A 16,688-nucleotide genomic window follows, 5' to 3' on the forward strand; every position below is an offset into this window, starting at 1 on the left:
CAAAGGAATGAATGAATATGTATCGTGTTATAGAAATGTACGGAGATTTTGAACCGTGGTGGTTCTTAGAAGGTTGGGAAGAAGATATTGTAGCAAGTAAGAAATTTGACCAGTATTATGATGCTCTCAAATACTACAAAACTTGCTGGTTTAGATTGGAACAAGAATCCCCTCTTTATAAAAGTAGAAGTGACTTGATGACCATTTTTTGGGATCCAGAAGACCAACGCTGGTGTGATGAATGTGACGAGTATTTACAACAATACCATTCTTTGGCTCTTTTGCAGGATGAGCAGGTTATTCCAGATGAAAAACTACGCCCAGGCTATGAAAAACAAACAGGTAAGGAAAGGCACCGTTCTTGCCGTATGAAATTAAAATAGAGAAAAAGTAACTTTTTGGAGTTGCTTTTTTTATTTTTCCAAATCTTTGCGAATAGTATAGGTGAGGAGGTAAGTATGGTTCAAGAAATTGCACAAGAAATCATTCGTTCGGCTCGGAAAAAAGGGGCGCAGGATATTTATTTTGTTCCTAAGTTAGACGCTTATGAGCTTCATATGAGGGTAGGAGACGAGCGCTGTAAAATCGGTTGTTATGATTTTGAAAAATTTGCGGCCGTCATCAGTCACTTTAAGTTTGTGGCGGGTATGAATGTTGGAGAAAAGCGACGTAGTCAGCTTGGTTCCTGTGACTATGAATATGACCAGAAGATGGCGTCCTTACGGTTATCTACTGTAGGCGACTATCGAGGGCATGAGAGTTTAGTTATTCGCTTGTTGCATGATGAGGAGCAGGATTTGCATTTTTGGTTTCAGGATATTGAAGAACTGGGCAAGCAGTACAGGCAACGGGGACTTTATCTTTTTGCTGGTCCAGTCGGAAGTGGCAAGACAACCTTGATGCATGAATTGGCTAAATCTCTCTTTAAAGGACAGCAAGTTATGTCCATCGAAGATCCTGTAGAAATCAAGCAGGACAACATGCTCCAGTTGCAGTTGAACGAAGCAATCGGGTTGACCTATGAAAATCTAATCAAACTTTCCTTGCGTCATCGTCCTGATCTCTTGATTATCGGAGAAATTCGGGACAGCGAGACAGCGCGTGCAGTGGTCAGAGCCAGTTTGACAGGTGCGACAGTCTTTTCAACCATTCATGCCAAGAGTATCCGAGGAGTTTATGAACGTTTACTGGAGTTGGGCGTGAGTGAGGAGGAATTGGCAGTCGTTCTGCAAGGAGTCTGCTACCAGAGATTAATCGGGGGAGGAGGAATCGTTGACTTTGCAAACAAAGACTATCAAGAACACCAGTCAACTAGCTGGAATGCGCAGATTGACCAGCTTCTTAAAGATGGACATATCACAAGTCTTCAGGCTGAAACGGAAAAAATTAGCTACAGCTAAGCAAAAAAATATCATCACCTTGTTTAATAATCTCTTTTCCAGCGGTTTTCATCTGGTAGAGACTATCTCCTTTCTAGATAGGAGTGCCTTGTTGGACAAGCAGTGCGTAACCCAGATGCGTGCGGGCTTATCTCAAGGGAAATCATTCTCAGAAATGATGGAAAGTTTGGGCTTTTCAAGTGCCATTGTCACTCAGTTATCCCTAGCAGAGGTTCATGGGAATCTACACCTGAGTTTGGGAAAGATAGAAGAATATCTGGATAATTTGGCCAAGGTCAAGAAAAAACTAATTGAAGTAGCGACCTATCCCTTGATTTTGCTGGGGTTTCTTCTCTTAATTATGCTGGGGTTGCGTAACTACCTACTACCACAACTGGATAGTAGCAATATTGCCACCCAAATTATTGGCAATCTGCCACAAATTTTTCTAGGAATGGTAGGCTTTGTTTCAGTAGGTGTCCTTTTAGCACTCACTTTTTATAAAAGAGGTTCGAAGATGCGGGTCTTTTCTATCCTGGCACGCATTCCTTTTCTTGGAATTTTTGTGCAGACCTATCTGACAGCCTATTATGCGCGTGAATGGGGCAATATGATTTCTCAAGGGATGGAGTTGACGCAGATTTTTCAAATCATGCAGGAACAAGGTTCCCAGCTATTTAAAGAAATTGGTCAAGATATGGCTCATGCCCTACAAAATGGTCAGGAATTTTCTCAAACCATAGGAACCTATCCTTTCTTTAAAAAGGAGTTGAGTCTCATCATCGAGTATGGGGAAGTCAAGTCCAAGTTGGGGAGTGAGTTGGAAATCTATGCTGAAAAAACTTGGGAAGCCTTTTTTACCCGAGTCAACCGCACCATGAATCTGGTGCAGCCACTGGTCTTTATCTTTGTGGCTCTGATTATCGTTTTACTTTATGCGGCAATGCTCATGCCCATGTATCAAAATATGGAGGTAAATTTTTAAAATGAAAAAAATGATGACATTCTTGAAAAAAGCGAAAGTGAAAGCTTTCACGCTTGTGGAAATGTTGGTGGTCTTGCTCATCATCAGCGTGCTTCTCTTGCTCTTTGTACCTAATCTGACCAAGCAAAAAGAAGCGGTCAATGACAAAGGAAAAGCTGCTGTTGTTAAGGTGGTGGAAAGTCAGGCAGAGCTTTATAGCTTGGATAAAAATGAAGATGCTAGTCTAAGCAAGTTACAAGCAGATGGGCGAATCACAGAAGAACAGGCTAAAGCTTATAAAGAATACCATGCTAAACAAAATACCAGTCAAACCGTTGCAGATTAAGGCCTTTACCATGCTTGAAAGTCTCTTGGTTTTGGGACTTGTGAGTATCCTTGCCTTGGGCTTGTCTGGCTCTGTCCAGTCCACTTTTGCGGCGGTAGAGGAGCAGATTTTCTTTATGGAGTTTGAGGAACTTTATCGGGAAACCCAAAAGCGCAGTGTAGCCAGTCAGCAAAAGACTAGTCTAAACTTAGATGGGAAGACAATCAGTAATGGCAGTCAAAAGTTGACAGTTCCTAAAGGAATTCAGGCACCATCAGGCCAAAGTATTACATTTGACCGAGCTGGGGGCAATTCGTCCCTAGCTAAGGTTGAATTTCAGACCAGTAAAGGAGCGATTCGTTATCAATTATATCTAGGAAATGGAAAAATTAAACGCATTAAGGAAACAAAAGATTAGGGCAGTGATTTTACTGGAAGCAGTAGTCGCTTTAGCTATCTTTGCCAGCATTGCGACCCTTCTTTTGGGACAAATTCAGAAAAATAGGCAGGAAGAAGCAAAAATCTTGCAGAAAGAAGAGATCTTGCGTGTAGCTAAGATGGCCTTGCAGACAGGTCAAAATCAGGTAAACATCAACGGAGTTGAGATTCAGGTGTTTTCTAGTGAAAAGGGATTGGAGGTCTACCATGGTTCAGAACAGTTGTTGGCTATCAAAGAGCCATAAAATCAAGGCTTTTACCCTGTTAGAATCCCTGATTGCCCTCATTGTCATCAGTGGAAGTTTACTCCTCTTTCAGGCCATGAGTCAGCTCCTCATTTCAGAAGTTCGCTACCAGCAACAAAGCGAGCAAAAAGAGTGGCTCTTGTTTGTGGACCAGCTGGAGGCAGAATTAGACCGTTCGCAGTTCGAAAAAGTAGAAGGCGATCGCATTTATATGAAGCAGGATGGCAAGGAAATTGCGATAGGTAAGTCTAAATCGGACGATTTTCGAAAAACCGATGCCAGTGGACGAGGCTATCAGCCTATGGTTTATGGTCTCAAATCCGCACAGATTACAGAGGAAAATCAAGTGGTTCGTTTTCGTTTCCAGTTTCAAAAAGGCTTAGAAAGGGAGTTCATCTATCGTGTGGAAAAAGCAAAAAGTTAAGGCAGGAGTTCTCCTCTATGCAGTCACCATGGCAGCCATCTTTAGTCTTTTGTTGCAATTTTACTTGAACCGACAAGTCGCCCACTATCAAGACTATACTTTGAATAAAGAGAAATTGGTTGCTTTTGCTATGGCTAAACGAACCAAAGATAAGGTTGAGCAAGAAAGTGGGGAACAGGCCTTTAACCTAGGTCAGGTAAGCTATCAAAACAAGAAAACAAGCTTGGTGACGACGGTTCGTACGCCTAAGAGCCAATATGAATTCATCTTTCCTTCCGTCAAAATCAAAGAAGAGAAAACGGATAAAAAGGAAAAGGTAGTGACTGATTCAAGTAATCAAGCAGAGAAGAAAAAATCAGAAGAGAAGGTTGAAAAGAAAGAGAATTTCTAGCCAATCAAGCTACTTTGTGCTAAACTAAAAATATGAAACATGATTTTAACCACAAAGCAGAAACTTTTGATTCACCTAAAAATATCTTCCTAGCAAACTTGGTTTATCAAGCTATTGAGAAACAGCTTGATCTTCTATCAGACAAAGAAATTCTGGATTTTGGTGGTGGGACGGGGCTCTTAACCTTGCCCCTAGCCAAGCAGGCTAAGTCAGTCACTCTTGTAGACATTTCTGAGAAAATGCTGGAGCAAGCTCGTTTGAAAGCGGAACAGCAAGAAATCAAGAATATCCAGTTTTTGGAGCAAGATTTATTGAAAAGTCCCTTGAAGCAAGAGTTTGATCTCATTGTTGTTTGTCGGGTTCTTCATCATATGACTGATTTGGATGCAGCTCTCTCGCTGTTTCATCAACATTTGAGGAAAGATGGACGACTCCTTATTGCTGATTTTACCAAGACGGAGACCAACCATCACGGCTTTGAATTGACTGAACTGGAAAAACAGCTAATTGAGAACGGTTTTTCATCTGTGCATAGTCAGATTCTTTATAGCGCTGAAGACTTGTTTCAAGGAAATTACTCAGAACTCTTTTTAACAGTAGCCCAAAAATCACTCGCCTAGTCAGGGAGTGATTTTTCTATAAGGATGGAAAAACGCAGGGAAATTTGATAAGATAGGAATATGGATTTTGAAAAAATTGAACAAGCATATACCTATTTACTAGAGAATGTCCAAGTCATCCAAAGTGATTTGGCGACCAATTTTTATGACGCCTTGGTGGAGCAAAACAGCATCTATTTGGATGGTGAAACTGAGCTAGAGCAGGTCAAGGAGAACAATCAAGCCCTTAAGCGCTTAGCGCTTCGCAAGGAAGAGTGGCTCAAGACCTACCAGTTTCTTTTGATGAAGGCAGGACAAACGGAGCCTTTACAGGCCAATCACCAGTTTACGCCAGATGCTATTGCTTTACTTTTGGTGTTTATTGTGGAAGAGCTGTTTAAAGAGGAGGAAATTACTATCCTCGAAATGGGTTCTGGGATGGGAATTCTGGGCGCTACTTTCTTGACTTCGCTTGCTAAAAAAGTGGATTACTTGGGAATGGAAGTAGATGATTTGCTGATTGATTTGGCAGCTAGCATGGCAGATGTGATTGGTTTGCAGGCTGGCTTTGTCCAAGGAGATGCCGTTCGTCCACAAATGCTCAAAGAAAGCGATGTGGTCATCAGCGACTTGCCTGTTGGCTATTATCCTGATGATGCCGTTGCAGCGCGCCATCAAGTAGCCTCTAGTCAAGAACATACCTACGCCCATCACTTGCTCATGGAACAAGGACTTAAGTATCTCAAATCAGATGGCTATGCTATTTTTCTAGCTCCGAGTGATTTGTTGACCAGTCCTCAAAGTGACTTATTGAAAGGGTGGTTGAAAGAAGAGGCAAATCTAGTTGCCATGATCAGTCTCCCTGAAAATCTCTTTGCTAATGCTAAACAATCCAAGACGATTTTTATCTTACAAAAGAAAAGTGAAATACCAGTAGAACCCTTTGTTTATCCACTTGCTAGCCTGCAAGATGCAAGTGTTTTAATGAAATTTAAAGAAAATTTTCAAAAATGGACTCAAGGTACTGAAATATAAAATAGATTTTGTTATAATAGATGAAAACGCTTAAAAGAGGAGTCTTGTTATGACAAAAACAATTGCAATCAATGCAGGAAGTTCAAGTTTAAAATGGCAATTATACTTAATGCCAGAAGAAAAAGTATTGGCGAAAGGCTTGATTGAACGTATCGGTTTGAAAGATTCGATTTCAACTGTAAAATTTGATGGCCGTTCCGAACAACAAGTTTTGGATATCGAAAATCACACACAAGCTGTTAAAATCTTATTGGATGACTTAATTCGTTTCGACATCATCAAGGCATACGATGAGATTACAGGTGTTGGCCACCGTGTTGTTGCCGGTGGAGAATATTTCAAAGAATCAACAGTTGTTGAAGGGGATGTTTTAGAAAAAGTTGAAGAGTTGAGCTTGTTGGCTCCTCTTCACAATCCAGCCAATGCAGCAGGTGTTCGTGCCTTCAAGGAATTGTTGCCAGACATTACCAGTGTAGTTGTGTTTGATACTTCATTCCACACAAGTATGCCAGAGAAAGCTTATCGCTACCCTCTACCAACAAAATATTACACAGAAAACAAGGTTCGTAAATACGGTGCTCATGGTACAAGTCACCAGTTTGTAGCAGGAGAAGCTGCAAAACTCTTGGGACGTCCATTAGAAGACTTGAAGTTAATTACTTGCCACATCGGTAATGGAGCATCTATTACAGCTGTTAAGGGTGGTCAGTCTGTCGATACTTCAATGGGATTCACTCCACTTGGTGGTGTGATGATGGGAACTCGTACAGGGGATATTGACCCAGCCATCATTCCTTATTTAATGCAATATACAGAGGACTTTAACACGCCTGAAGACATTAGTCACGTCCTTAATCGTGAATCAGGCCTTATGGGTGTTTCAGGCAAGTCTAGTGATATGCGCGATGTGATTGCTGCTATGGAAGAAGGGGACCACGATGCCACTTTAGCCTATGAAATGTATGTTGATCGTATCCAAAAACATATCGGCCAATACCTTGCAGTCCTAAATGGGGCAGATGCTATTATCTTTACTGCAGGTATCGGAGAAAATGCAGCTGTTGTACGTAAGGATGTTATCTCAGGAATTTCTTGGTTTGGTTGTGATGTTGATGATGAAAAGAACGTCTTTGGTGTGATAGGAGACATCTCAACAGAGGCTGCGAAGATTCGTGTCTTGGTTATTCCAACAGATGAAGAATTGGTCATTGCCCGTGACGTTGAACGTTTGAAAAAATAACTAAAATCAGAAAAAATATTCCGTACAAGGAGTTGGAAAAGTGATTTTTCCAGCTTCTTTTTCTGATGAAATTGTCCAAAACCTTGCTATGATTGGCTTTTTTGAAAAATATGGTATAATAGTAGTAATTTAATAGATGGAGTTGAGTTTTGAAGAAAAACTTTCGTGTAAAAAGAGAGAAAGATTTTAAGGCGATTTTCAAGGAGGGGACAAGTTTTGCCAATCGCAAATTTGTTGTCTACCAATTAGAAAATCAGAAAAACCATTTTCGAGTAGGTCTATCAGTTAGCAAAAAGCTGGGGAATGCCGTCACTAGAAATCAAATCAAGCGACGAATTAGACATATTATCCAGAATGCGAAAGGGAGTCTGGTAGAAGATGTCGACTTTGTTGTCATTGCTCGAAAAGGGGTCGAAACCTTGGAATACGCAGAGATGGAGAAAAATCTACTCCACGTATTAAAATTATCAAAGATTTACCAGGAAGGAAATGGGAGTGAAAAAGAAACTACAGTTGACTAGTTTGCTAGGTCTATCTCTATTTATCATGACAGCCTGTGCGACAAATGGGACAACTAGTGATATTACAGCAGATTCGACTGATTTTTGGAGTAAATTTGTTTACTTCTTTGCGGAAATCATTCGCTTTTTATCGTTTGATATCAGTATCGGAGTGGGGATTATTCTCTTTACAATCTTGATTCGTACAGTGCTCTTGCCAGTCTTTCAAGTGCAAATGGTGGCATCCAGAAAAATGCAGGAAGCTCAACCACGCATTAAGGCGCTTCGAGAACAATATCCAGGTCGAGATATGGAAAGCAGAACTAAGCTAGAGCAAGAAATGCGTAAAGTCTTTAAAGAAATGGGTGTCAGACAGTCAGATTCTCTTTGGCCGATTTTGATTCAGATGCCGGTTATCTTGGCCTTGTTCCAAGCTCTATCAAGAGTTGACTTTTTAAAGACAGGTCATTTCTTATGGATTAACCTTGGTGGTGTGGATACAACCCTTGTTCTTCCGATTTTAGCAGCTGTATTTACCTTTTTAAGTACTTGGTTGTCCAACAAGGCCTTGTCTGAGCGTAATGGCGCTACGACTGCGATGATGTATGGGATTCCAGTCTTGATCTTTATCTTTGCAGTTTATGCACCAGGTGGAGTCGCCCTATACTGGACAGTGTCCAATGCTTATCAAGTCTTGCAAACCTATTTCTTGAACAATCCATTCAAGATTATCGCAGAGCGCGAGGCGGTAGTTCAGGCACAGAAAGATTTGGAAAATAGAAAAAGAAAAGCCAAGAAAAAGGCTCAGAAAACGAAATAATAAGGAGGAATCTGGTAATGGTAGTATTTACAGGTTCAACTGTTGAAGAAGCAATCCAGAAAGGATTGAAAGAATTAGATATCCCAAGACTGAAGGCTCATATCAAAGTCATTTCTCGTGAAAAAAATGGCTTTCTTGGTTTATTTGGTAAAAAACCAGCTCAAGTTGATATTGAAGCTATTAGTGAAACAACGGTCATTAAAGCTAATCAGCAGGCTGTAAAGGGTGTTCCTAAAGAAATTAACGAACAAAATGAACCAGTCAAAACAGTCAGTCAAGCGACTGTTGATTTAGGGCATGTTGTAGAAGCAATTAAAAAGATTGAAGAAGAAGGCCAAGGGGTTTCTGATGAAGTTAAGGCTGAAATTTTGAAAAATGAAAAACATGCTAACACCATTTTAGAAGAAACTGGGCATATTGAGATTTTAAATGAATTACAGCTTGAAGAAGCTGGTTTCGGGGAAGAAGTAGAAACTCCTATTGTTGAGAGTCGAGCTGAACAAACTGAAAGTCAAGAATTAGAAGATTTGGGCTTAAAAGTGGAACCGAGCTTTGACATTGAACAAGTAGCTACGGAAGTAACGACTTATGTCCAAACAATCATTGATGATATGGATGTTGAGGCGACGATTTCAAATGATTATAACCGTCGTAGCATCAATTTACAAATTGATACCAATGAGCCAGGTCGTATTATCGGTTACCATGGTAAAGTTTTGAAGGCCTTACAACTATTGGCTCAAAATTATCTTTACAACCGCTATGCAAGAACCTTCTACATTACTATTAATGTCAATGATTATGTTGAACATCGTGCAGAAGTCTTGCAGACCTATGCTCAAAAATTGGCGACTCGTGTTTTAGAAGAAGGCCGTAGTCATCAAACAGATCCTATGTCAAATAGTGAACGCAAGATTATTCATCGTATTATTTCACGTATGGATGGCGTGACCAGTTACTCTGAAGGTGATGAGCCAAATCGTTATGTTGTCGTAGATACAGAATAAGTAAAATCAGGGTTATCCTGATTTTTTGCTAGCTGGAGGAGATTAAATTAATGTTGAATAAGATAAGAGACTATCTAGACTTTGCAGGTTTACAGTACCGTAATCCTGATAAAGCGGGAGAAGAACGAGAGAAAATGATGGCATTTCGCCACAAAGGTCAAGAGGCCAGAAAGGCTTTTACAGAGTTAGCCAAAGCCTTTCAAGCAAGCCATCCAGAATGGCAACTCCAACAGACTAGCCAGTGGATGAACCAAGCGCAGCGCTTGCGACCACACTTCTGGGCTTATATACAGCGTGAGGGGAAAGTGACAGAACCTATGTTGGCTCTTCGTTTGTATGGAAGTCCTTCTGATTTTGGAGTCTCACTAGAAGTCAGTTTCATCGAGCGCAAGAAAGATGAGCAAACTTTAGGAAAGCAGGCCAAGGTCCTAGAAATTCCAGCGGTAGAAGGGATTTATTATTTAGCCTACTCTGATGGCCAAAGTCAACGGTGGGAGGCGAGCGAAGAAAATCGTCAGGTCTTAGTCGAGAAGGTAGGCGGTCAAGAAATCCGAAAAGTGTTAGTTAAAGCAGATGTTTCTATCATAGAAAATCAATCATTAGAAGTGATTTTAGAAAAATTAGAAGATGCTTATAAACGCTTACTTCCCTACTATCAGGCGACTAGAGGATAGCAAATAGAATACTTATTTACGTCGAATTGTTTAATTGCTATTCTATGTATTTTTTCATATAATAGTAAAATAGAATGTGTGATCCAATAATCACCTCAAATAGAAAGGAAATTCTATGTCAAATCTATCTGTTAATGCAATTCGTTTCCTAGGTATTGACGCCATTAATAAAGCCAACTCAGGTCACCCAGGTGTGGTTATGGGAGCGGCTCCGATGGCATACAGCCTCTTTACAAAACAACTTCGTATCAATCCAGCTCAACCAAACTGGATTAACCGTGACCGCTTTATTCTTTCAGCAGGCCATGGTTCAATGCTCCTTTATGCCCTTCTTCATCTTTCTGGTTTTGAAGATGTCAGCATGGATGAGATCAAGAGCTTCCGTCAATGGGGTTCAAAAACACCTGGTCACCCAGAATTTGGCCATACAGCAGGGATTGATGCTACCACAGGTCCTTTAGGTCAAGGAATTTCAACTGCTACTGGTTTTGCCCAGGCAGAACGTTTCTTGGCAGCCAAATATAACCGCGAAGGCTACAATATCTTTGACCACTATACTTACGTTATCTGTGGAGACGGAGACTTGATGGAAGGTGTCTCAAGTGAGGCGGCTTCATACGCAGGTTTGCAAAAACTAGATAAGTTGGTTGTCCTTTATGATTCAAATGACATCAACTTGGATGGTGAGACAAAGGATTCCTTTACAGAAAGTGTTCGTGATCGTTACAATGCTTACGGTTGGCATACAGCCTTGGTTGAAGATGGAACAGACTTGGAAGCTATCCATGCTGCTATCGAAGCAGCTAAAGCTTCAGGTAAACCATCTTTGATTGAAGTGAAGACTGTCATTGGATATGGTTCTCCAAACAAACAAGGAACTAATGCTGTACACGGTGCCCCTCTTGGAGCAGATGAGACTGCAGCAACTCGTCAAGCTCTTGGTTGGGACTACGAACCATTTGAAATTCCAGAACAAGTTTATGCTGATTTCAAAGAACATGTTGCAGACCGTGGTGCATCAGCTTATCAAGCTTGGACAAAACTAGTTGCTGATTATAAAGAAGCTCACCCAGAACTGGCTGCAGAAGTAGAAGCTATTATCGATGGACGTGATCCAGTTGAAGTGACTCCAGCAGACTTCCCAGCTTTAGAAAATGGCTTCTCACAAGCAACTCGTAACTCAAGTCAGGATGCCTTGAACGTTGTAGCGGCTAAGTTGCCGACCTTCTTAGGTGGATCAGCTGACCTTGCTCACTCAAACATGACTTATATCAAGACTGATGGACTTCAAGACGATGCCAATCGCTTGAACCGTAACATTCAGTTTGGTGTTCGTGAATTTGCAATGGGAACTATCTTGAACGGGATGGCCCTTCACGGTGGACTTCGTGTATACGGTGGTACTTTCTTCGTCTTCTCTGACTATGTGAAGGCAGCTGTTCGCTTGTCAGCTTTGCAAGGTCTTCCTGTGACTTATGTCTTTACCCACGATTCAATCGCGGTTGGGGAAGACGGTCCAACGCACGAACCAGTTGAGCATTTAGCAGGTCTTCGTGCCATGCCAAATCTGAATGTTTTCCGTCCAGCAGATGCGCGTGAAACGCAAGCGGCTTGGTACCTTGCAGTGACAAGTGAAAAAACACCAACTGCCCTTGTCTTGACACGTCAAAACTTGACTGTTGAAGAAGGAACAGACTTCGACAAGGTTGCAAAAGGTGCCTATGTTGTCTATGAAAATGCATCAGACTTTGATACCATCTTGATTGCGACAGGTTCAGAGGTTAATCTTGCTGTCTCAGCTGCCAAAGAATTGGCTAGTCAAGGTGCAAAAGTCCGCGTAGTCAGCATGCCATCTACAGATGTCTTTGATAAACAAGATGTGGCTTACAAGGAAGAAATTCTTCCAAATGAAGTTCGCCGTCGTGTTGCAGTCGAAATGGGTGCAACTCAAAACTGGTACAAATATGTTGGTCTTGATGGTGCCGTTCTAGGTATTGATACCTTCGGAGCCTCTGCCCCAGCACCAAAAGTATTGGCAGAATATGGCTTTACTGTAGAAAATCTTGTAAAAGTCGTTCAAGACTTGAAATAATCCTAAGAATCAGAGCGTAAGCTCTGGTTTTTCTTACTAGAAAAGCAGGTACAATCTTGTAAAAGTAGCTGAAATTTGATATAGTAGTCCTATGTAAAAGACAAAGGAGAATACAATGAATCCAAATTATACATTTTTAATTATGCTTGTAGCGATGTTGGGCTTGATGTTCTTTATGCAACGCTCTCAAAAGAAACAAGCACAAAAACGTATGGAAAGCTTAAATAAACTACAAAAAGGCTATGAAGTGATTACAATCGGTGGACTTTACGGAACAGTCGATGAAGTAGATACTGAGAAGAGAACGATTGTTCTTGATGTAGATGGAGTTTACTTGACTTTTGAACTAGCTGCTATCAAGACTGTATTACCGCTGAAAGAAACAGCTTCACTAGAAGGCGCAATTGAAAAATAAGACGGGATTACTAACTCCCGTTTTTCTATAAAAGAAAGGAAATGGGATGAAAAAATTAGTCTTTGTCTGTCTAGGAAATATTTGCCGCAGTCCTATGGCCGAGTTTGTTATGAAATCAATGACAGATAATTATGAAATCCAAAGTCGAGCGACTTCTTCTTGGGAACATGGCAATTCGATTCATAAGGGAACTCAAGGGATTTTTCAACAGTATGAGATTCCTTACGACAAAACCAAAACATCGCTTCAGATTAGTAAGGAAGATTTTGAAGCCTTTGATTATATTATCGGAATGGATGCTTCAAATGTTTCTGACTTACGTCAGATGTGTCCAGTAGACTGTCAAGATAAGATTTACTCATTTGCATCTGAAAGTGTTCCAGATCCTTGGTATACAGGAGATTTTGAGGAAACCTATCAGCGTGTTCAAGAGGGTTGTCAAGCATGGTTAGAACGTTTAGAGAAGGAGAGTGAAGATGGAAAATCTTAAGAATTTTTACGAAAAGTATCGTGTCTATCTGACTCGTCAACGTTTAGAGCTTTTGGCAGTAGTTACGATTGTTTTTTGTGCTGTGCTCGTCTTTTTTCTAAATATTCCCGGAAAAGGTGTTCTAAAGCTTGATAATGGAACCATTGTTTACGATGGCAGTCTTGTACGTGGTAAAATGAATGGACAAGGTACCATTACCTTCCAAAATGGAGACCAGTATACTGGTGGTTTCAACAATGGAGCCTTCAACGGAAAAGGTACCTTTCAATCTAAAGAAGGCTGGACCTACGAAGGTGATTTTGTAAATGGTCAGGCTGAAGGAAAAGGGAAACTAACAACAGAACAAGAAGTTGTTTATGAAGGGACTTTTAAACAAGGCGTTTTTCAACAAAAATAAAGCCTCCTTATCAAAGGAGGTATTGTTAGCATCTAAAAGTAAGCGCTTACTAGAAAATCTATCTCTTTCCAAGCTCCTCTTCCAATCAAGCTTGTGAAATAAAAAATATTTGAAATTGATTTCACAAACTCTAACGGAAAAACTTGATAAGTAAAGAAAATGATAAAAAATTCACAAACAATAAAAAATTCTTTGTGAAATGTTTATGAAACTGTTTACAAAGTTGAAATAATGCGTTATAATAAACTTGTGAAAAAATTAACAAAGGATATCAATCCTTGAAAGCTATGGAGGAAAATAAGGCTGATAAAAAAACTGTGACACCAGAAGAAAAGAAACTCGCTGCTGAAAAGCATGTCGATGGGTTGGTGCAAAAAGCTCTAGTTGCCCTTGAAGAAATGCGTAAGTTGGACCAAGAGCAAGCTGACTACATCGTAGCTAAAGCGTCAGTAGCAGCTTTGGATGCCCACGGAGAATTGGCTTTACATGCCTATGAAGAAACAGGACGTGGTGTATTTGAAGATAAAGCAACTAAGAACTTGTTTGCTTGTGAACATGTAGTAAACAACATGCGTCACACTAAGACAGTTGGCGTTATCGAAGAAGACGATGTAACAGGATTGACTCTCATCGCTGAACCGGTTGGCGTTGTTTGTGGTATCACTCCAACAACAAACCCAACATCAACAGCAATCTTTAAGGCATTGATTTCATTGAAGACACGTAATCCAATCGTCTTTGCCTTCCACCCATCAGCTCAAGAATCATCAGCTCACGCAGCTCAAATCGTTCGTGATGCTGCGATTAAAGCAGGAGCTCCTGAAAACTGCGTACAGTGGATCACTGAGCCATCTATGGAAGCAACTAGTGCCCTTATGAACCACGAAGGTGTTGCGACAATCCTTGCAACAGGTGGTAATGCCATGGTTAAAGCTGCATACTCATGTGGTAAACCAGCTCTTGGAGTAGGTGCCGGAAACGTTCCAGCTTATGTTGAAAAGTCAGCAAACATTCGTCAAGCTGCACACGATATCGTTATGTCTAAATCATTTGATAATGGGATGGTCTGTGCATCTGAACAAGCGGTTATCATTGATAAAGAAATTTACGATGAATTTGTAGCAGAGTTTAAATCATATCATACTTACTTTGTAAACAAAAAAGAAAAAGCACTTCTTGAAGAATTCTGCTTCGGCGTGAAAGCAAACAGCAAAAACTGTGCTGGTGCGAAATTGAACGCTGACATCGTTGGTAAACCAGCAACTTGGATTGCAGAGCAAGCAGGATTTACAGTTCCAGAAGGAACAAACATTCTTGCTGCAGAATGTAAAGAAGTTGGTGAAAACGAGCCATTGACTCGTGAAAAATTGTCACCAGTTATCGCAGTTTTGAAATCTGAAAGCCGTGAAGATGGTATTTCCAAAGCTCGTCAAATGGTTGAATTTAACGGTCTTGGTCACTCAGCAGCTATCCACACAGCTGACGAAGAATTGACTAAAGAATTTGGTAAAGCTGTTAAAGCTATTCGTGTTATCTGTAACTCACCTTCTACTTTCGGTGGTATCGGGGACGTTTACAATGCCTTCTTGCCATCATTGACACTCGGATGTGGTTCTTACGGACGTAACTCAGTTGGGGATAACGTTAGTGCCATTAACCTTTTGAATATCAAAAAAGTCGGAAGACGGAGAAATAACATGCAATGGATGAAACTTCCTTCAAAAACATACTTTGAACGTGATTCAATTCAATACCTTCAAAAATGTCGTGACGTTGAACGTGTCATGATCGTTACTGACCATGCCATGGTAGAGCTTGGTTTCCTTGATCGTATCATCGAACAACTTGATCTTCGTCGCAATAAGGTTGTTTACCAAATCTTTGCTGATGTAGAACCAGATCCAGATATCACTACAGTTGAACGTGGTACTGAAATCATGCGTGCCTTCAAACCAGATACAATCATCGCTCTTGGTGGTGGATCTCCAATGGATGCTGCTAAAGTAATGTGGCTCTTCTATGAACAACCAGAAGTGGACTTCCGTGACCTTGTTCAAAAATTCATGGATATCCGTAAACGTGCCTTCAAATTCCCATTGCTTGGTAAGAAGACTAAATTCATCGCAATCCCAACAACATCTGGTACAGGATCTGAAGTAACACCATTTGCCGTTATCTCTGATAAAGCAAATAACCGTAAATATCCAATCGCTGACTACTCATTGACACCAACCGTGGCAATCGTAGACCCTGCTTTGGTATTGACAGTTCCTGGATTTGTTGCTGCGGACACTGGTATGGACGTATTGACCCATGCGACTGAAGCTTACGTATCACAAATGGCTAGCGACTACACTGACGGTCTTGCACTTCAAGCCATCAAACTTGTATTCGAAAACCTTGAAAGCTCAGTTAAGAATGCAGACTTCCACTCACGTGAGAAAATGCATAACGCTTCAACAATCGCTGGTATGGCCTTTGCCAATGCCTTCCTAGGTATTTCTCACTCAATGGCCCATAAGATTGGTGCGCAATTCCACACAATCCACGGTCGTACAAATGCAATCTTGCTTCCATACGTTATCCGTTACAACGGTACTCGCCCAGCTAAGACAGCTACATGGCCTAAGTACAACTACTACCGTGCAGACGAGAAATATCAAGATATCGCTCGTATGCTTGGACTTCCAGCTTCTACACCAGAAGAAGGGGTTGAATCTTTTGCAAAAGCTGTTTACGAACTCGGTGAGCGCGTAGGTATCCAAATGAACTTCAAAGCACAAGGTGTTGACGAAAAAGAATGGAAAGAACATTCACGTGAATTGGCCTTCCTTGCTTATGAAGACCAATGTTCACCTGCAAACCCACGTCTTCCAATGGTTGACCATATGCAAGAAATCATCGAAGATTCTTACTATGGTTACAAAGAAAGACCAGGACGCCGTAAATAATTGTTATCAGCCTAGAGGCAGGAATTCCCTGTCTCTTTTCTTGTGGAATTGGAGTGTTGAAAATAATTTTTAGCTTTTCTATTTTTTACTTTTCATTTGAAAAGGAAAGTGGGAAATGACTAGGTAGACAAAGAAAGACAGCAGTATAGGCTTTTGAAGGAGAAAGAAAAATAAGTGGGGTATAGACAAAAAACAACGCCCGTACTTGCAATTCAACTCAAATAGTTATATAATAGGTTTGTTGAAAGGTGATTTGTAGTGATTCAAGTTACTCTTTTCACAATAAAAATTTCATGATTTTC

General features: G+C 40.7%; 20 protein-coding genes. All 20 read left to right on the top strand.

Features of this window, described 5'->3' with window-relative positions; genetic code table 11:
- Window positions 1-17: 17 nt before the first annotated feature.
- The 20 genes from SM12261_RS00940 (at window position 18) to adhE (ending at window position 16,386) form a co-directional block, all read left to right on the top strand.
- Window positions 18-383, top strand: a complete 366-nt coding sequence (locus tag SM12261_RS00940; protein WP_000286405.1) for a DUF1033 family protein — start codon at window positions 18-20, stop codon at window positions 381-383.
- Between the two features lie 75 nt (window positions 384-458).
- Window positions 459-1,400 (top strand): competence type IV pilus ATPase ComGA, encoded by a 942-nt coding sequence (comGA, locus tag SM12261_RS00945; RefSeq protein WP_000249545.1) that lies wholly within the window; start codon window positions 459-461, stop codon window positions 1,398-1,400.
- Entirely contained in the window at window positions 1,348-2,364 is a 1,017-nt protein-coding gene (gene comGB, locus SM12261_RS00950; RefSeq protein WP_004238896.1) for a competence type IV pilus assembly protein ComGB, read from the top strand. The genes comGA and comGB overlap by 53 nt, the downstream gene beginning before the upstream one ends.
- Window position 2,365: 1 nt before the next feature.
- On the top strand, window positions 2,366-2,689 hold the full coding sequence (gene comGC / locus SM12261_RS00955; protein WP_000738641.1) for a comG operon protein ComGC: 324 nt from the start codon (window positions 2,366-2,368) through the stop codon (window positions 2,687-2,689).
- A complete protein-coding gene (comGD, locus tag SM12261_RS00960) occupies window positions 2,652-3,086 on the top strand; it encodes a competence type IV pilus minor pilin ComGD (RefSeq protein ID WP_029689647.1) in 435 nt (144 codons plus the stop codon). Before comGC ends, comGD begins: the two co-directional genes overlap by 38 nt.
- The gene (gene comGE, locus SM12261_RS00965; protein ID WP_045597458.1) at window positions 3,049-3,351 is read left to right on the top strand and encodes a competence type IV pilus minor pilin ComGE; all 303 of its coding nucleotides are present in this window, start codon (window positions 3,049-3,051) and stop codon (window positions 3,349-3,351) included. Before comGD ends, comGE begins: the two co-directional genes overlap by 38 nt.
- Window positions 3,314-3,775 carry a competence type IV pilus minor pilin ComGF gene (gene comGF, locus SM12261_RS00970; RefSeq protein WP_000250509.1) on the top strand — a complete coding sequence of 154 codons (462 nt, stop codon included), beginning with the start codon at window positions 3,314-3,316 and terminating at the stop codon, window positions 3,773-3,775. Before comGE ends, comGF begins: the two co-directional genes overlap by 38 nt.
- On the top strand, window positions 3,753-4,166 hold the full coding sequence (comGG, locus tag SM12261_RS00975) for a competence type IV pilus minor pilin ComGG (RefSeq protein ID WP_000265657.1): 414 nt from the start codon (window positions 3,753-3,755) through the stop codon (window positions 4,164-4,166). Before comGF ends, comGG begins: the two co-directional genes overlap by 23 nt.
- A 32-nt stretch (window positions 4,167-4,198) precedes the next feature.
- A complete protein-coding gene (locus tag SM12261_RS00980) occupies window positions 4,199-4,786 on the top strand; it encodes a class I SAM-dependent methyltransferase (protein ID WP_000679792.1) in 588 nt (195 codons plus the stop codon).
- 60 nt (window positions 4,787-4,846) lie between these two features.
- Window positions 4,847-5,800, top strand: a complete 954-nt coding sequence (locus tag SM12261_RS00985) for a class I SAM-dependent methyltransferase (protein ID WP_000345104.1) — start codon at window positions 4,847-4,849, stop codon at window positions 5,798-5,800.
- A gap of 49 nt (window positions 5,801-5,849) precedes the next feature.
- Window positions 5,850-7,040, top strand: a complete 1,191-nt coding sequence (locus SM12261_RS00990) for an acetate kinase (RefSeq protein ID WP_000167778.1) — start codon at window positions 5,850-5,852, stop codon at window positions 7,038-7,040.
- Between the two features lie 149 nt (window positions 7,041-7,189).
- Window positions 7,190-7,561, top strand: a complete 372-nt coding sequence (rnpA, locus tag SM12261_RS00995) for a ribonuclease P protein component (protein WP_000739243.1) — start codon at window positions 7,190-7,192, stop codon at window positions 7,559-7,561.
- Entirely contained in the window at window positions 7,536-8,360 is an 825-nt protein-coding gene (locus SM12261_RS01000; RefSeq protein WP_004238894.1) for a membrane protein insertase YidC, read from the top strand. Before rnpA ends, SM12261_RS01000 begins: the two co-directional genes overlap by 26 nt.
- Before the next feature lie 17 nt (window positions 8,361-8,377).
- Window positions 8,378-9,367, top strand: coding sequence for an RNA-binding cell elongation regulator Jag/EloR (jag, locus tag SM12261_RS01005; protein WP_000260003.1), 990 nt, complete (start codon window positions 8,378-8,380; stop codon window positions 9,365-9,367).
- Between the two features lie 50 nt (window positions 9,368-9,417).
- Window positions 9,418-10,041 carry a hypothetical protein gene (locus SM12261_RS01010; RefSeq protein WP_000932648.1) on the top strand — a complete coding sequence of 208 codons (624 nt, stop codon included), beginning with the start codon at window positions 9,418-9,420 and terminating at the stop codon, window positions 10,039-10,041.
- 115 nt (window positions 10,042-10,156) lie between these two features.
- Window positions 10,157-12,133 carry a transketolase gene (gene tkt, locus SM12261_RS01015; RefSeq protein ID WP_000067880.1) on the top strand — a complete coding sequence of 659 codons (1,977 nt, stop codon included), beginning with the start codon at window positions 10,157-10,159 and terminating at the stop codon, window positions 12,131-12,133.
- A 115-nt stretch (window positions 12,134-12,248) separates the two neighbouring features.
- Window positions 12,249-12,548, top strand: a complete 300-nt coding sequence (yajC, locus tag SM12261_RS01020) for a preprotein translocase subunit YajC (RefSeq protein ID WP_001069289.1) — start codon at window positions 12,249-12,251, stop codon at window positions 12,546-12,548.
- 46 nt (window positions 12,549-12,594) lie between these two features.
- Complete coding sequence (locus SM12261_RS01025; RefSeq protein ID WP_000737456.1) at window positions 12,595-13,038, top strand: low molecular weight protein-tyrosine-phosphatase; 444 nt, start codon at window positions 12,595-12,597, stop codon at window positions 13,036-13,038.
- Window positions 13,025-13,435, top strand: coding sequence for an MORN repeat-containing protein (locus tag SM12261_RS01030; RefSeq protein WP_000429319.1), 411 nt, complete (start codon window positions 13,025-13,027; stop codon window positions 13,433-13,435). Before SM12261_RS01025 ends, SM12261_RS01030 begins: the two co-directional genes overlap by 14 nt.
- 287 nt (window positions 13,436-13,722) lie before the next feature.
- The gene (adhE, locus tag SM12261_RS01035) at window positions 13,723-16,386 is read left to right on the top strand and encodes a bifunctional acetaldehyde-CoA/alcohol dehydrogenase (protein WP_025169744.1); all 2,664 of its coding nucleotides are present in this window, start codon (window positions 13,723-13,725) and stop codon (window positions 16,384-16,386) included.
- Window positions 16,387-16,688: the final 302 nt, after the last annotated feature.

The sequence above is a fragment of the Streptococcus mitis NCTC 12261 genome (assembly GCF_000148585.2).
GTDB classification, from domain to species: domain Bacteria; phylum Bacillota; class Bacilli; order Lactobacillales; family Streptococcaceae; genus Streptococcus; species Streptococcus mitis.

Coding starts and splice junctions, on each gene's coding strand:
- SM12261_RS00940 (WP_000286405.1), top strand. CDS start 18: ATGTATCGTGTTATAGAAATGTACGGAGATTTTGAACCGTGGTGGTTC.
- comGA (WP_000249545.1), top strand. CDS start 459: ATGGTTCAAGAAATTGCACAAGAAATCATTCGTTCGGCTCGGAAAAAA.
- comGB (WP_004238896.1), top strand. CDS start 1,348: ATGGACATATCACAAGTCTTCAGGCTGAAACGGAAAAAATTAGCTACA.
- comGC (WP_000738641.1), top strand. CDS start 2,366: ATGAAAAAAATGATGACATTCTTGAAAAAAGCGAAAGTGAAAGCTTTC.
- comGD (WP_029689647.1), top strand. CDS start 2,652: ATGCTAAACAAAATACCAGTCAAACCGTTGCAGATTAAGGCCTTTACC.
- comGE (WP_045597458.1), top strand. CDS start 3,049: ATGGAAAAATTAAACGCATTAAGGAAACAAAAGATTAGGGCAGTGATT.
- comGF (WP_000250509.1), top strand. CDS start 3,314: ATGGTTCAGAACAGTTGTTGGCTATCAAAGAGCCATAAAATCAAGGCT.
- SM12261_RS00980 (WP_000679792.1), top strand. CDS start 4,199: ATGAAACATGATTTTAACCACAAAGCAGAAACTTTTGATTCACCTAAA.
- SM12261_RS00985 (WP_000345104.1), top strand. CDS start 4,847: ATGGATTTTGAAAAAATTGAACAAGCATATACCTATTTACTAGAGAAT.
- SM12261_RS00990 (WP_000167778.1), top strand. CDS start 5,850: ATGACAAAAACAATTGCAATCAATGCAGGAAGTTCAAGTTTAAAATGG.
- jag (WP_000260003.1), top strand. CDS start 8,378: ATGGTAGTATTTACAGGTTCAACTGTTGAAGAAGCAATCCAGAAAGGA.
- SM12261_RS01010 (WP_000932648.1), top strand. CDS start 9,418: ATGTTGAATAAGATAAGAGACTATCTAGACTTTGCAGGTTTACAGTAC.
- tkt (WP_000067880.1), top strand. CDS start 10,157: ATGTCAAATCTATCTGTTAATGCAATTCGTTTCCTAGGTATTGACGCC.
- yajC (WP_001069289.1), top strand. CDS start 12,249: ATGAATCCAAATTATACATTTTTAATTATGCTTGTAGCGATGTTGGGC.
- SM12261_RS01025 (WP_000737456.1), top strand. CDS start 12,595: ATGAAAAAATTAGTCTTTGTCTGTCTAGGAAATATTTGCCGCAGTCCT.
- SM12261_RS01030 (WP_000429319.1), top strand. CDS start 13,025: ATGGAAAATCTTAAGAATTTTTACGAAAAGTATCGTGTCTATCTGACT.
- adhE (WP_025169744.1), top strand. CDS start 13,723: ATGGAGGAAAATAAGGCTGATAAAAAAACTGTGACACCAGAAGAAAAG.